This window comes from Nitrospira moscoviensis, assembly GCF_001273775.1.
Lineage (GTDB): Bacteria > Nitrospirota > Nitrospiria > Nitrospirales > Nitrospiraceae > Nitrospira_D > Nitrospira_D moscoviensis.
Genome location: NZ_CP011801.1, coordinates 1119735 through 1133167, shown reverse-complemented (window position 1 = coordinate 1133167; position 13433 = coordinate 1119735). Strand labels below are relative to the sequence as shown.

Here is a 13433-nt window from a genome sequence, read left to right as displayed (position 1 = left end):
TCCGTTTGTCCTGAATGGCTGCAATGACCCGCACAAATTTCGACAAGACCGCGCTGAGTGTATAGACCACGCCGCGGATCGGCCCCTGCATGGCCGACAGCAGCATCGCGATCAGCACTTCCTTCTTCGGCAGCTTCGCGACCGCCGCCAGATCCGCCGCCTGAACGACCTTGCCTTCCAATACCCCGATCGTGATGCGGATCTTTTCTTCGCGCTTTTCCCCGCCGATGAAATCGCGCAAGACTTTCGTCGGCAAGACGGGATCGTCGTACCCGATCACGACCCCGGTGGGCCCCTTGAGATGCGTCTTGAGCCCGGCGAGCGCGGTGCCGTCCGCCGCGCGGGCCGCGAGCGTGTTCTTGACGATCTTGTACTCCGCCTTCGCCCCGCGGAGCTGCTTGCGCAATTCCGTCACCTGATTGACCGGCAAGCCGACGCACTCGGTCAGAATGGCGAGGCGCGCCCGGCCGAACTTTTCGGCCAGCTCCGCCACCGCCGTGGCTTTCTCTTCCTTCTTCATCGCTCTCTCCTTCTAACGGATGTCATTGGTCAATGGTCACTGGTCAACGGCTGCATGCCTCTGTCGACCGATGACCGTTGACGGTTGGCCATCCCCCTTAGCTCCACTGCTTGGTCAACGCCACTGTGTCCAGTTGCACGCCGGGGCCCATCGTGCTTGAAATGGTGGCGCTCTTCAGATACCGCCCTTTGCACGAAGCCGGCTTGGCCTTGATGACGGATTCGATGATCGCCGCGGCGTTGTCATACAGCTTGTTCACGTCGAAGGAGACCTTGCCGACCGGCACCTGGACAATCCCGGCCTTTTCCACTTTGAACTCGACGCGCCCCTTCTTGATCTCCCCCACCGCTTTCCCGACTTCGAAGGTGACGGTGCCCGTCTTTGGGTTCGGCATCAAGCCGCGCGGGCCCAACTGCTTGCCGAGCTTACCGACGGAAGCCATCAAATCCGGCGTGGCGATGGCATAGTCGAAATCCATCCAGCCGCCCTTGATCTTCTCCATCAAATCGTCGGCGCCGACAAAGTCGGCTCCCGCCTGACGCGCTTCCTGCTCCTTCTCGCCCTTGGCGAAGACCACAACGCGCACCTGCTTCCCCGTCCCGTGCGGCAGCGACGTGGTGCCGCGGACCATCTGATCCGACCGCTTCGGATCGATCCCCAGGCGCAGCGCCAAATCGACGGACTCGTCGAACTTGGCATAGGCCGCCTTCTTCACCACATCGACGGCCTCGCGCAGCGCGTATGCGCGCGGCTCCACCTTCTCCAGCGCCGCCTTCATCTTCTTTCCCATGACTGCTACTCCTTCCGGCTCCCGATTCGTTAACCCTGAACGACGACGCCCATGCTGCGGGCGGTGCCTTCGATGATCTTGATGGCGCCTTCCAGATCGGCGGCGTTCAGATCGGCCATCTTTTTCTGCGCGATCTCCGTGAGCTGCTTCCTGGTGATCTTCCCGACCTTGTCCTTCTGCGGCACGCCCGACCCCTTGATGATCCCGGCGGCCTTCTTCAACAGGTCCGACGCGGGCGGCGTCTTCATGATGAAGGTGAAGCTCCGGTCCTTGTAGACCGTGATGATGACGGGAATGATGCTGTCGCCTTCCTTCTGCGTTTTGGCGTTGAACTGCTTGCAGAACTCCATGATGTTCACGCCGTGCTGGCCCAGCGACGGGCCCACGGGAGGAGCGGGATTCGCTTTCCCTGCCGGAATCTGCAACTTGATCTGCGCGGATACTTCCTTGGCCATCTTCTACTCCTACTCCCTAGTGATCGGTGATGAGTGATGCGTGATGAGTTCTCGAGCACTCTTCTTCTAGCTGCTCATCACTCATGACCCATCACCCATTACTCCCTTAAATCCGTTCCACCTGCAAAAATCCCAATTCCACCGGGGTCGACCGCCCGAAGATGCTCACCATGAGCTTCAACCGGTTGTGGTCCTGATCCACCTCGTCCACCACTCCGTTGAATCCCAGGAACGGCCCATCGATGATGCGGACGTTGTCGCCCTTGATGAACTTCACCTGCTCGCGCGGGCCCGCCTGCCCCGCATCCACCTGCTTGAGCAAGGATTCGACTTCCTCGCTCGTCAAGGGCATCGGCTGCGCGCCGCCGCCGACGAAGCCGGTCACCTTCGGCGTCTCCTTGATCATCTGCAAGGTTTCATCGCCCAGAGGCGTTTCGAGCTCGACGAGCACGTAGCCGGGGAAAAACTTTCTCCGCGAGGTGCGTCGCTTGCCGTCCTTGATTTCGATGACATCCTCCGTCGGCACCAGCACCTGCCCGAGCTTATCCACCAGTCCCATTTGATTGGCGCGCTCAAGGAGGCTCGTTTTCACGCGCCCCTCAAACCCGGCGTACGTATGTATGACGTACCAGTTCTTCGTCATGCCCCACCCTTCGCTACAGATCAGTGCGCGCGTCGCTCACAGCCTCAAATGATCTTGCTCACCAACCATACAAGGAACGAATCGACCACCGACAGATACAGCGACATGATGATGCAAAAGACGATGACCACGGTCGTGGATCCGATCGTTTCAGCCCTGGTCGGAAATGAGACCTTTTTCAATTCCCCGCGTACGTCCGTGATGAAGGCTCGGATCGAATCCGTCATGCGCTTGAACATCAGCCCCTCCGACCTCTAACTCTCAGCGAATCTCATCCCTGGAACTGCAGCCACACCGAGATGCTTATCCGGCCGCCAAGAACCATTAGATGGCGCCCGGTACGAGCAAGCTTTCATACGTCAAGAGCCACACCCGCTTGTGGGTTTATCCCGTCGGGCTCAATTATGAGCCCTCCGGGTCGCGCAAGCGAGGTTTGGCAGGGGCACTAGGATTTGAACCCAGACTTTCGGTTTTGGAGACCGACGTGCTGCCATTAACACTATGCCCCTACTCGGACGCGATGCGTGGTACGGAACGCGCGGCGATCCGGAACGCCTCGCGCGTCACGCACGACGCATAACACGATTATTTCACTTCCTTATGCGGCTGGTGTTTCCGGCAGAACTTGCAGAACTTGTTACGTTCCAACCGATCGGGATCGTTCTTCTTGTTCTTGGTCGTCGAATAGTTCCGCTGCTTGCACGCCGTGCACGCCATGTCGATGATTTCGCGCATCTCTTAACCCTCGTGATCCGTGATGAGTGATGCGTGATGAGTGCGCGTTATGCGGCCGTCACTCATCACCGATCACTGCTGTTTACGCCAATATCTCGGTGACCACGCCCGAGCCGACGGTCTTGCCGCCTTCGCGCACGGCGAACCGCAGGCCTTGATCCATCGCGATCGGGCTGATCAGCTCGGCCGTCACGCTCACGTTGTCCCCCGGCATGACCATCTCCACCCCCGGGTTCAACTGCACGACCCCCGTCACGTCCGTCGTCCGGAAGTAGAACTGCGGCCGGTAGCCGTTGAAGAACGGCGTGTGCCGCCCGCCCTCTTCCTTGGTCAACACGTAGATCTCCGCCTTGAACTTCGTATGCGGGGTGATGCTCTTGGGCTTGGCCAACACCATGCCGCGCTCGACCTCTTCCTTCTTGGTCCCCCGCAGCAAGACCCCGATGTTGTCGCCCGCCTGCCCTTCGTCCAGCACCTTGCGGAACATCTCGACGCCCGTCACCACGGTGCTCTGCGTCGGCCGCAAGCCCACGATCTCGATTTCGTCGCCCACCTTCACGATGCCCCGCTCGCAGCGTCCCGTCACCACCGTGCCGCGCCCGCTGATGGTGAAGACGTCTTCGATCGGCATCAGGAACGGTTTGTCGATCGGCCGTTGCGGCGTCGGAATATACGTATCGACGGCGTCGAGCAGCTTCATGATGCTGGGCACGCCGAGCGGCCCTTGATCGCCTTCCATCGCCTTCAAGGCGCTGCCCTGAATGATCGGCGTCTTGTCGCCCGGGAAGCCGTACTTGGTGAGCAGCTCGCGGACTTCGAGCTCGACCAACTCCAGCAACTCTTTGTCGTCGACTTTGTCGCTCTTGTTCAAGAACACGACGATGTAGGGCACGCCCACCTGGCGGGCCAACAGGATGTGCTCCCGCGTCTGCGGCATGGGGCCGTCGGCCGCGCTCACGACCAGGATCGCCCCGTCCATCTGGGCGGCTCCGGTGATCATGTTCTTGACGTAGTCGGCGTGGCCCGGGCAATCGACGTGGGCGTAGTGCCGCTTGTCGGTTTCGTACTCGACGTGGCTGATGGCGATGGTCATGATCTTGGTGGCGTCGCGCCGGCCCTGGCTCTCGCTCGCCTTGGCCACTTCGTCGTAGCTCACGAACTTGGCCATGCCCTTGTCCGCGCAGACCTTCGTCAACGCCGCGGTCAGCGTGGTCTTCCCATGGTCCACGTGCCCGATCGTCCCGATGTTCACATGCGGCTTCTTCCGCTCAAATTTCGCCTTCGCCATACTTCCTCCTCAACCGTGATGAGTGAGCAGTGATTAGTGATGAGTCGCAGACCCACTGCCTTCCGCCTTGCCCATCACTCATCACTCATCACTCATCACCCATCACTCGTCACTGTCTTTCCTGGAGCCCACGACGCGGATCGAACGCGTGACCTCGTCCTTACCAAGGACGTGCTCTACCAACTGAGCTACGTGGGCGCTTTTCGTTAATCGTGAACCGCTCTTCGTTAATCGATTGATGACTTAGCCTCCTACAATCTGTACGCTTCACGTTTAACGAGTAACGTTTCACGTCTTCTTTGGAGCGGGCGGTGGGAGTTGAACCGCACTCCGTCGTCAGCTCAAGCCTGAAGCCTCCTTCGCTGACTCCCGCTGAGGGGGCCAGCCCCCTCGCGCGCTCCCCACGAAAGGGGCCCACCCCTTTCGCAATCCCCACTGTCGTGGGTTCAATCGCTCCCATCTATTATGGAGCGGGCGGTGGGAGTTGAACCCACGACAGCCAGCTTGGAAGGCTGGGACTCTACCGCTGAGCTACGCCCGCCTCGGAAACCATCACCCGACTTCGCCACGCGAAACTAGGAACCGCCATGGGCTCCGGGTCGCGCAAGCGCGGTTTGGTGGGCAGGCAAGGATTCGAACCTTGGAAGACATAAGCCAGCAGATTTACAGTCTGCCCCCTTTGGCCGCTTGGGTACCTGCCCCGCTACTTCGTTATTGATTCAATGCCACTTTCGAATCGCTTCTCTTTTTCTCGCGGAGAGAAAAGAAGAGTAAGCCTCTCCGCGCACAGCTCTCTCTCCTCGGCTAAGGATGAGCCGCTCCGTGCTCGGACAGGCTATTTTAGGAAACGCTGGATTCTATTGATGAAGTTAGGACATGTCAAGAGGGGAAATGCCCCGGCATGGAATTTTTCTCATGACCCTCCCGCCCCTTCACAATCCGCCTCCCGCCGAAAGAACGACGAGAGGCGTGGCCGCGCTTTCAGCGTTTCGAAAAATTTTTCTGAGAATCCAAGGGCTTGACCCATCAAAGCCGCTGCCTCGCCCCCTGAAATCTGCGACTCTTTGGCAAGAAACCGTTTCTGCGCGACCCGGCGCTCATCGGGATCTTCCGGGACGTAGTAGCCGCGCAGCTCCCCGTTCTGCACCGCCTCTTCAAAGCGGCGCATCCATTGCTCGACCGCTCCGGCCTGCCTGAACATCGACCCTCCGCTTTTCTGTTGTACCTCGAGTTGCGTCCAAATCGCCCACCCGATGAAGACCGCCCAGGTTTCGTTCAACGCTTCCCATGACTCGGACTCCGTCAAGTACCGCGTCTCCGTTTCGCCTTTCCGTTGGACCACCGGCGTGATCTTGACCTCTGCATACCGGCAGCCCTGTTGCTGGCGCGCGAACGAGAGCAACAACATGTCAGCCGGGTTCCGCCGGTCCTGAACGGAAGCAAGATAATCCATATAAGCATGGAACAGCTCGTGATACAGGACGTCCAATTCTTTGTGCGTCAGCTTCGTCAACGGCTTCAACGTTCCGCCCGCCGCATTGAAGGACAGCGCTCGATTCAGCACGAGGCGGCGCTCCCCGGGATGGTATTCCGCCGCATACGTATGGAGATCTTCAAATTCGAAGCGGATGTAATCCGGAGGAATCTGTTCCAGGAATTTCGTCGGCAGGTGGAGTTTCGACGCATCGGCCAAGAGTTGCTGCCACATGCGCCCGGACGTCATATCATCCGAGTCGGCACGCGCAGCCCCTCCCATCACCATCATCAGGCCAAGATACCCGATCGCCAGGCAGCGGAGCCGACGAGAAGCCATACGATCTCGATCAGAGATGGACAGGAGACGCCCGCGGTTAAACCGGGACCGCGACGACGTTACTAATAGGAGTCGCGTCCCCAGTCTCCTCGCCCGCCCTCCTCAACCAAGGCCAGTGTGTCGAGCAGATCCGACGAAACATGGTCGAGAAATCGTGAGGGCTTCGACAGCAGCATCCCGCTGGTCTTGTCGTACACATTAATAGGATAGGTCAGAAACAAGTGGCGCTTGGCCCTGGTCACGGAGACGTAAAAGAGCCGCCGTTCTTCTTCCAACTCATCATCCGTGATGAAGGAGTAGACGGAGGGGAACTTGCCGTCCACCACCCAAATCACGAACACGCATTGCCACTCTAGTCCCTTGGCCGAGTGGATCGTCGAGAGGACCAGCCGCTCGTCGTCCCGGTCGGGCGCGTCCACGTCGATCGCGCTGCCGTCGGGCGGCTCCAGCGCCAAGTCGGCCAGGAAGTCGCTTACTTTCGGATAGCCTTCGGCGATCGTATGGAGATGGTCGAGATCCCTCGTCCGCTTGGGATAGTCGTCGTATTGCTCCTTGAGGATCGGCAGATAATACTCATAGATATGGTTCACCTGCTCGGCCGGTCGTACCTCACCGGCGCCGGACAGGCTTTCCAGGGTATCGGCCAAGTTTTTCAGCCCCTGCCCCGACCGGCCGCTCGCTCCCCGCAAGACGTCAGAAGGCTTGTCGGATTTCACGAGGGCGGCCAATAGATCCTGCGCCTTTTTCGGGCCGACCCCTTCCACCAACATGAGCACGCGATGCCAACTCACCGTGTCCATCGGATTCGCCAACACGCGCAAATGGGCCAGCAAGTCTTTCACGTGGGCGGTTTCGATGAACTTCACGCCGCCGCGCTTGACGAACGGCAACCCTCGGCGCGACAGCTCGATTTCCAGATCGAAGGAATGGAAGCTGGACCGGAACAGCACCGCTACCTCGCTGAGCGGCACACCCTCCTCCCGCAGCTCGAGAATCTTTTGGGCGATGAATCGCGATTGCGCGTTCTCGCCCGCGGCCTCGACCAGCGCCGGCAGCGGGCCGTCGATCTTTCGGGTGAAGAGCCGTTTCGTGTACTTTTCCGCCGCTTCGTCGATGATGCAATTCGCCAGATTCAAGATCGGCTGCGTGCTGCGATAGTTTTCCTCCAGCTTGTAGATCTTCGTCCCGGGGAACAGCACGGGGAAATCCATGATGTTTTTGAACGTCGCGCCGCGGAACGCATAGATCGACTGCGAGTCGTCGCCGACGACCATGACGTTGTTGTGCGCCGTCGTGAGCTGGCGGATCACTTCCGCCTGCAGCCGATTCGTGTCCTGATATTCGTCCACCAGGATATACCGGTACTGGCTTGAAATCGTCTGGCGCGCCGTCTCGTCCAGCAAGAGCAACTGCCGCAGAGCCACCAGCAGATCGTCGTAGTCGAGCAGCTGTTTCTGCCGCTTGGCCGCCTGATAGGCCTTCTGCAGTCGGCCCAGATCCTCGGCATGGTCGGCGAAGTGGCTGAACTCCTCGAGAATGATCTCGTCGAGGCTCTTGAGCGTGTTCTCGCTCTTGCTCACCATCTCCATGATCGTCCCCTTGCGGGGAAAGCGCTTGTCTTTTTCGTTGAGCCCCAGCTGCGCGCGACAGAGGGCGATCAAGTCTTCCGCGTCGCCGCGATCGAGAATGGTGAAGCCCGGCTCGATGCCGATGCCCCGGCCGTACCGCCGCAAGAGCAGATTGGCGACGGAATGGAAGGTGCCGCCGCACACCCGCCGGCTCCGCGCGCCGATCAGCTCGCCCGCGCGCTCCAACATTTCCTGCGCCGACTTGCGCGTGAAGGTGAGCAGCAGGATGTTCGACGGATCGACTCCCGAGTCGATGAGATAGGCGACACGATAGATCAGCGTGCGAGTCTTTCCGCTGCCGGCGCCGGCGATGACCAGCGAAGGCCCGTCCCCGGCCGTCACCGCCGCGAGTTGCTGCGGATTCAAGGCGGCCGCATAGTCGATGGACAGCTTGGCGGGCGCGGCTTCCTCAGCCGGCCGTTTCAAGACGTAGGTTTTGACCTCGCGTTCCATGAGCGGGTTCCATCATACCAACGAGGCCGGCCTGTATAACATAGTCCCCCCCGCTTTCATAGTTGCGCCACGACCGCCCATAGCGCGACGACCAGCCACACGACCGACGCGATGGCGAGCAGCAAGACCAGCACCGTCCCGCCGACGATGCCGATCACATACAACCAGTCCCATCGAGTCCCCCGCTCCGTCTCCAGCGCCGCCTGCCGGAGCAAGACCGCATTCCTCGCGTGACTGCGGAACCACACCGAGAAGAGATCGCCGACGATCGGCACCGCACCCACTGCGCCGTTGATCAACAGATTGAGGCTCATCCGGGCCACCACGATCCGGGGCACCCCCAACCGCGTCGCCAATCCCAAGATGATGGCGCCGATCAGATTCGCGATCGCGTCGCCGATCCCGGGAATGAGGCCCAGCAAGGGATCCAGGCCGAGATACAACGACGTTCCGGGAATCTTGACCGCCGTATCAAGCACTTTCGCGAGCAAGTCGGCCAGCTCGAGCAAGTACTGCCGCTCCGGAGTACCGGCGGCCGATTGGGCCGGCTTCTTGTGACCATGCGGGGGCATATGCGGCCTCATTGTAACGGCGCGCCGTCGAAGACGGGAAGCCCGCCGCCACCCCTTGGAGCCTGACGGAGAACCTGTATATAATGTGGCCCGCGCACCCGGGGAGCCGGAAGCACGAATGCCATGACGACCGTCAAAACCGAATATCAGCAGCAACTTCGGGCCTTGGCCGAGCTGATGCTCGCCGTTTCGGGCGAATCCGTCACGATGATGAAGCGCAACGCCCCCGAGCAGGCGCTGAAGCTGAAGCGGCAGGACGAGTGGGGCATCTACCTTGAGTTTCTCAAGATCATGTTCAATCTGACCGACCGCCTGTCCGCTCTCCACATCCCCATCAAAGATCAGATGGAATTCATGAACAATCTGGAAGATGCGGTGACGGCCCAATTGAAGAGCGTGCTCGAGCCGGCCTTCGGCGCGAACAGCGACCAGATGGAAATCGTGCTGACCGTCGGCGGCGCGGTGGCGGAAAGCCGGCAGTTGTACGAGAAGTACAAATTTTTGATCACCGAAGATTCCAAAACAAAAAATGACATGTTCCGCGATTTCGGCGAGCGCGTGGCGGAGCTGCTGGGCGCGCGCGGCAATGCGCAGCTCAGCTCGGCGGCCACGCTCTGCGCCAGCGCCATCGTTCCGGCCATCAGCGCGGTGCTGCAAGGCCAGGCGCCGGCGCCGGTCTCCGCTCCCGCCGCGGTCGTGTCGGCCGGCGAAGGAGCCGAAAAGAAGGGTCCGACGGGACAAGAGATCAAGCTCGTGAGCCTCATGTCCAGCGTGTCGGGCGAGGAGGTTGAAACACGTTGGGGCCTGCATCCTCGATTCAGAAAGGATCTGACTCCGTCCGAATTGCAGCAGCTCACCAAGCTGCTCAACCGAGTTGCGAAAATCCTTGGCGAACGCTATGCCGCCGTGGCATTCTCCGATCAGTGGGCCTCCTGGCACAAGGCTGGCCACGCCTGATCCGAACGCGAGAAGCCCCGCTCCTCGCATCCCCAATTTCCCGTCATTGCAAAGGAGTCTTCGTGAAGATTGCTGAATCCGTGAGCGGTTCGTCCGGTTCTCTGCCTCTCAGCCTGACCCGCCTCTCCGAAGTGGCCCATAACCTCTGGTGGAGCTGGACGCCGCAAGCCAGGCGGCTCTTCGAGTCGATCGATCCGACGTTGTGGTTCTACACGCACCACAATCCGGTCAAGCTCTTGGCCGACGTGAAACCGGAACGGCTGGCGCGGCTCGCCGAAGATCCGTCGTTTCTCCGCCAATATTCGGCGGTGCTCCGGCTGTTCGACGACTATCGCTCCGATGGCAAGACGTGGTTCAGTACGCAGCACCCCGACCTGGCCGGCACCACCGTCGCCTACTTCTCGGCGGAATTCGGCCTGCATACGTCCATCCCCATCTACAGCGGAGGCCTCGGCATCCTGGCGGGCGACCATTGTAAGGAGGCGAGCGATCTCGGCGTGCCGCTCGTCGGCATCGGGTTCATGTATCCGCAGGGCTATTTCCGGCAGCGCATCACGCCCGAAGGCTGGCAGGAAGCGGCTTACGCGCCCTTCACCCGGGAGGAGTCGCCCATCCATCCGGCGCTGACGCCGGCCGGCGACCCTTGCCGATTCACCGTCGACATGGGCGGGCGCCACGTCACCGCCGTGGTGTGGAAGGTGCTCGTCGGGCGCGTGCCCCTCTATCTCATCGATACCGACGTGGCGGACAATACGCCGGAGAACCGGGCCCTGTCCGCCCGCCTGTACGGCGGCGATCAGGAAATGCGGCTCTGCCAGGAAATCCTGCTGGGGATCGGCGGGGTGCGCATGTTGCGGGCGCTGGGGATTGTCCCGTCGATCTGGCACGCCAACGAAGGCCATTCGGCTTTCCTGACGCTGGAGCGGATTCGCGAGCTGGTTCAAAAGGGCACGAGCCATGCCGAGGCAAGCGAGATCGTCCGGCAAAGCACCGTCTTCACCACCCATACCCCCGTCCCGGCCGGCCACGACGTCTTCCCGCATCATCTGATGGACCGCTACTTCGCCGGCTACTGGGAGCAGATTGGATTGTCCCGTGACGAATTCCTCCGGCTGGGCGACACGCCGGAGTCGCGCGGGCACGGGTTCAACATGACGGCGCTCGTGATGCGCCTCTCGGCGCACGTGAACGGGGTGAGCCGGGAACATGGGCGCGTCACCCGCGAAATGTGGCGGCACTTCTGGCCGGGCCTCTCCACGGAGCAAATTCCGATCCGCAGCGTGACGAACGGCATCCATGCGCCGACATGGGTGAGCCCCGAGCTCCATCGCCTCTACAGCCGCTCGCTGAGCCCCGATTGGACGGAGCATTGCGACGATCCGGCGATGTGGCAACGGGTCATGGATATCCCGGACCACGAGCTCTGGGCCGTCCGCCAAGCGATGAAACGGAATTGATGGGCTTCATCCGCGAACGCGCCAGGGCCGGATGGATGCACGGCCAGCTGCAGCCTTCGCAGGTCATCGCGCGCGGCACGCTGCTCGATCCGGAAGCCTTGACCATCGGCTTCGCCCGCCGCTTCGCCACCTACAAACGGGCCACGCTGCTTTTCAAGGATCTCGAACGGCTGAAGCATCTGTTGCAGGACCAGTGGCGGCCGGTCCAGCTCATCTTCGCGGGCAAGGCCCATCCGGCCGACGAGCCCGGCCGGTACTTCATCCATGAGGTGCTGAATTTTTGCCATGACCATAAGCTGGGCGGCCAAATCGCCTTCCTCGAAGACTATGAGATGCACATGGCCAAGTATCTGGTCCAAGGCGTCGACATCTGGCTCAACACGCCGCGCTTCCCGATGGAAGCGAGCGGCACCAGCGGGATGAAAGCCGCCCTCAACGGCGCCCTGCACTTGAGCGTCCTCGACGGCTGGTGGGTCGAAGGGTACAACGGCGCCAACGGCTGGGGCATCCAGCCGCTGGGGGACGGCGCCGACCAGCAGGCGCAGGATCAGCACGATGCGGAGCAGCTGTACCGCATCTTGGAGCAGGAAGCGGTGCCGCTCTATTATCAGCGGGACCTCGACGGCATCCCGCGCGGCTGGCTGCAGATGGTGAAGGAATGCATCCGGACGATTGCGCCGCAGTTCTGCACGAAGCGGATGGTGAAGGATTACGTGGAAACGATGTACAGCGCCGCCGCCGTCCGCCTTCCCACGACATGGTGATCGCCCTCTCCTCGCGGGTACGCCGGTCTTCCGCCGCGCTGTCCCTCGTCGTCTTCTTGTCCGTGACGACTCCTGCGCTGGTGACCGCCGCTCCCGACGCGGCGGCGCTGTTCAAAGCCGGCGACTATGCCGCAGTTGCATCCCTGTATCGGGGGCTGGATCCGGACGGTCGTCCCTCCAAAGAACTGTCCCGCCTCGCGCTGTTGAGCTATGTGAAGCTGGGCCGGCCCGACGAAGCCCTCGCCGTCTACCAACGTTTGCATCCCGCCGGTCAGGCGCAAGATCCCGTTCTCCTGCACCCCATCGCGCTAAGCGTCATTACGAGCCGGGTCCGCGATCAGAAAGAACATGTCCGGATCGCCGCCTATACGGCGCTGGCTGAGCTGGGCCTCCCGGAGACGACGGCGATTCTGGAAGACGGTCTGCTCGATTCATCCGTACTCGTCCGCGCCCGCGCCGCCGAAGCGATCGGGAAGGCCGGCTTGGCGGCGCAGTCCGGCGCGCTCCGGCGCGCCCTTGACGACGCGATGCCCACGGTCCGCATTGCGGCCATCAATGCCCTGGGGGATGTCAAGGCGACCGACGTCCAACGGCGGTTCATCGAGATCGGCCGCACTGAAGAAGGGCCGGAAGCCGTCTTCGCCTACGCCGCGCTCTATAAGATGGGTCGGTCCGACATGCTGGCCGACATCACGAGCGCCGCCACGCTGCCCGACCCGGAAGTACGCATGGCGGCGCTCGGCGTGCTCGGTCGTCTGAAACGCCCGGCCAGCCTGGCGGTCCTCACGCAAGCTGTGTATGATCCCAACCCGCAAGTGCGGGCCTTCGCGGCGGGAGCGCTCGGCGAGTACGGCCATCCCGGCGGCGTCGCGCCGCTGACCCATGCCATCGGCGATGACATGGCGATCGTGCGCAGCGTAGCGGCGGGCAGTCTTGGAAGGCTCGGGATCAAGGAGAATCGGCCTTTGCTTCACGCCTTGACCAGAGATCCGAGCCCGCAAGTCCGGGCGAACGCGGTGGAGGGACTGCTGCGGTTAGGAGACGCATCGGCGATTCTCCTCGCGGCCGATCTCGCGCGCCATCCGGATCCGTCCATCCGCGGAGCGGCGGCGCAGGCTCTCGGCGCCGCCAAGGACAAGCAGGCGCTGGCCGTGTTGCAGCAGCTGCTTCAAGATCAACAGCCCCTCCCGCGCCTGATGGCGGCGAAGGCGTTGGGCAAGCAGCCGGCCGGAGCGGTGCCCCTGCTGATCAAGGGGCTGCAAGACTCCGACGAAGCCGTCCGTATCGTGGCGGCCGGCAGCCTGATTCACCAGTTGGCGCGCGAGGCTCCTCCCAAACGCCGCCCCTCACCGTAAGGA

General features: G+C 61.8%; 11 protein-coding genes, 4 tRNA genes and 2 pseudogenes. 3 read left to right on the top strand and 14 right to left on the bottom strand.

The annotated features are described in order from the left end of the window. Positions 1 to 13: 13 nt before the first annotated feature. From rplJ to NITMOv2_RS23795, 14 genes and pseudogenes are all read right to left on the bottom strand, one after another. Positions 14 to 520 (bottom strand): annotated as a pseudogene (gene rplJ / locus NITMOv2_RS24390) (50S ribosomal protein L10); the annotation flags it as partial. A 97-nt stretch (positions 521 to 617) separates the two neighbouring features. Further along, positions 618 to 1310, bottom strand: coding sequence for a 50S ribosomal protein L1 (rplA, locus tag NITMOv2_RS05555; protein ID WP_053378937.1), 693 nt, complete (start codon positions 1308 to 1310; stop codon positions 618 to 620). Positions 1311 to 1339: 29 nt separating this feature from the next. Then, the gene (gene rplK / locus NITMOv2_RS05550; RefSeq protein WP_053378936.1) at positions 1340 to 1765 is read right to left on the bottom strand and encodes a 50S ribosomal protein L11; all 426 of its coding nucleotides are present in this window, start codon (positions 1763 to 1765) and stop codon (positions 1340 to 1342) included. Between the two features lie 106 nt (positions 1766 to 1871). Further along, entirely contained in the window at positions 1872 to 2408 is a 537-nt protein-coding gene (gene nusG, locus NITMOv2_RS05545; RefSeq protein ID WP_053378935.1) for a transcription termination/antitermination protein NusG, read from the bottom strand. Positions 2409 to 2452: 44 nt separating this feature from the next. Next, positions 2453 to 2647, bottom strand: a complete 195-nt coding sequence (gene secE / locus NITMOv2_RS05540; protein WP_053378934.1) for a preprotein translocase subunit SecE — start codon at positions 2645 to 2647, stop codon at positions 2453 to 2455. 195 nt (positions 2648 to 2842) lie between these two features. Next, positions 2843 to 2917: transfer RNA gene (locus tag NITMOv2_RS05535), tRNA-Trp, on the bottom strand. A gap of 76 nt (positions 2918 to 2993) precedes the next feature. After that, entirely contained in the window at positions 2994 to 3143 is a 150-nt protein-coding gene (rpmG, locus tag NITMOv2_RS05530; RefSeq protein WP_053378933.1) for a 50S ribosomal protein L33, read from the bottom strand. A gap of 82 nt (positions 3144 to 3225) precedes the next feature. Then, positions 3226 to 4431, bottom strand: coding sequence for an elongation factor Tu (gene tuf, locus NITMOv2_RS05525; RefSeq protein ID WP_053378932.1), 1206 nt, complete (start codon positions 4429 to 4431; stop codon positions 3226 to 3228). A gap of 122 nt (positions 4432 to 4553) precedes the next feature. Continuing rightward, positions 4554 to 4629 (bottom strand) — tRNA-Thr (locus tag NITMOv2_RS05520). 268 nt (positions 4630 to 4897) lie between these two features. Beyond that, positions 4898 to 4972: transfer RNA gene (locus NITMOv2_RS05515), tRNA-Gly, on the bottom strand. A gap of 74 nt (positions 4973 to 5046) precedes the next feature. Beyond that, positions 5047 to 5132: transfer RNA gene (locus tag NITMOv2_RS05510), tRNA-Tyr, on the bottom strand. Positions 5133 to 5344: 212 nt separating this feature from the next. Next, positions 5345 to 6244, bottom strand: a complete 900-nt coding sequence (locus NITMOv2_RS05505) for a hypothetical protein (protein WP_053378931.1) — start codon at positions 6242 to 6244, stop codon at positions 5345 to 5347. A 62-nt stretch (positions 6245 to 6306) separates the two neighbouring features. Then, the gene (locus tag NITMOv2_RS05500) at positions 6307 to 8325 is read right to left on the bottom strand and encodes an ATP-dependent helicase (RefSeq protein WP_053378930.1); all 2019 of its coding nucleotides are present in this window, start codon (positions 8323 to 8325) and stop codon (positions 6307 to 6309) included. 56 nt (positions 8326 to 8381) lie between these two features. Beyond that, positions 8382 to 8897 (bottom strand): DUF4112 domain-containing protein, encoded by a 516-nt coding sequence (locus NITMOv2_RS23795; protein WP_053378929.1) that lies wholly within the window; start codon positions 8895 to 8897, stop codon positions 8382 to 8384. A 123-nt stretch (positions 8898 to 9020) separates the two neighbouring features. On the opposite strand from NITMOv2_RS23795, the gene NITMOv2_RS23790 reads away from it, so the two are divergent. The 3 genes and pseudogenes from NITMOv2_RS23790 to NITMOv2_RS05480 all read left to right on the top strand — a co-directional run bounded on the left by NITMOv2_RS23790 (position 9021) and on the right by NITMOv2_RS05480 (position 13430). Beyond that, the gene (locus NITMOv2_RS23790; protein ID WP_053378928.1) at positions 9021 to 9854 is read left to right on the top strand and encodes a hypothetical protein; all 834 of its coding nucleotides are present in this window, start codon (positions 9021 to 9023) and stop codon (positions 9852 to 9854) included. Then, positions 9821 to 12075, top strand: a pseudogene (glgP, locus tag NITMOv2_RS24905) (alpha-glucan family phosphorylase). The gene NITMOv2_RS23790 and the pseudogene glgP overlap by 34 nt, the downstream one beginning before the upstream one ends. Continuing rightward, a complete protein-coding gene (locus tag NITMOv2_RS05480) occupies positions 12069 to 13430 on the top strand; it encodes a HEAT repeat domain-containing protein (protein WP_053378927.1) in 1362 nt (453 codons plus the stop codon). The pseudogene glgP and the gene NITMOv2_RS05480 overlap by 7 nt, the downstream one beginning before the upstream one ends. The last annotated feature ends 3 nt before the right edge of the window (positions 13431 to 13433 follow it).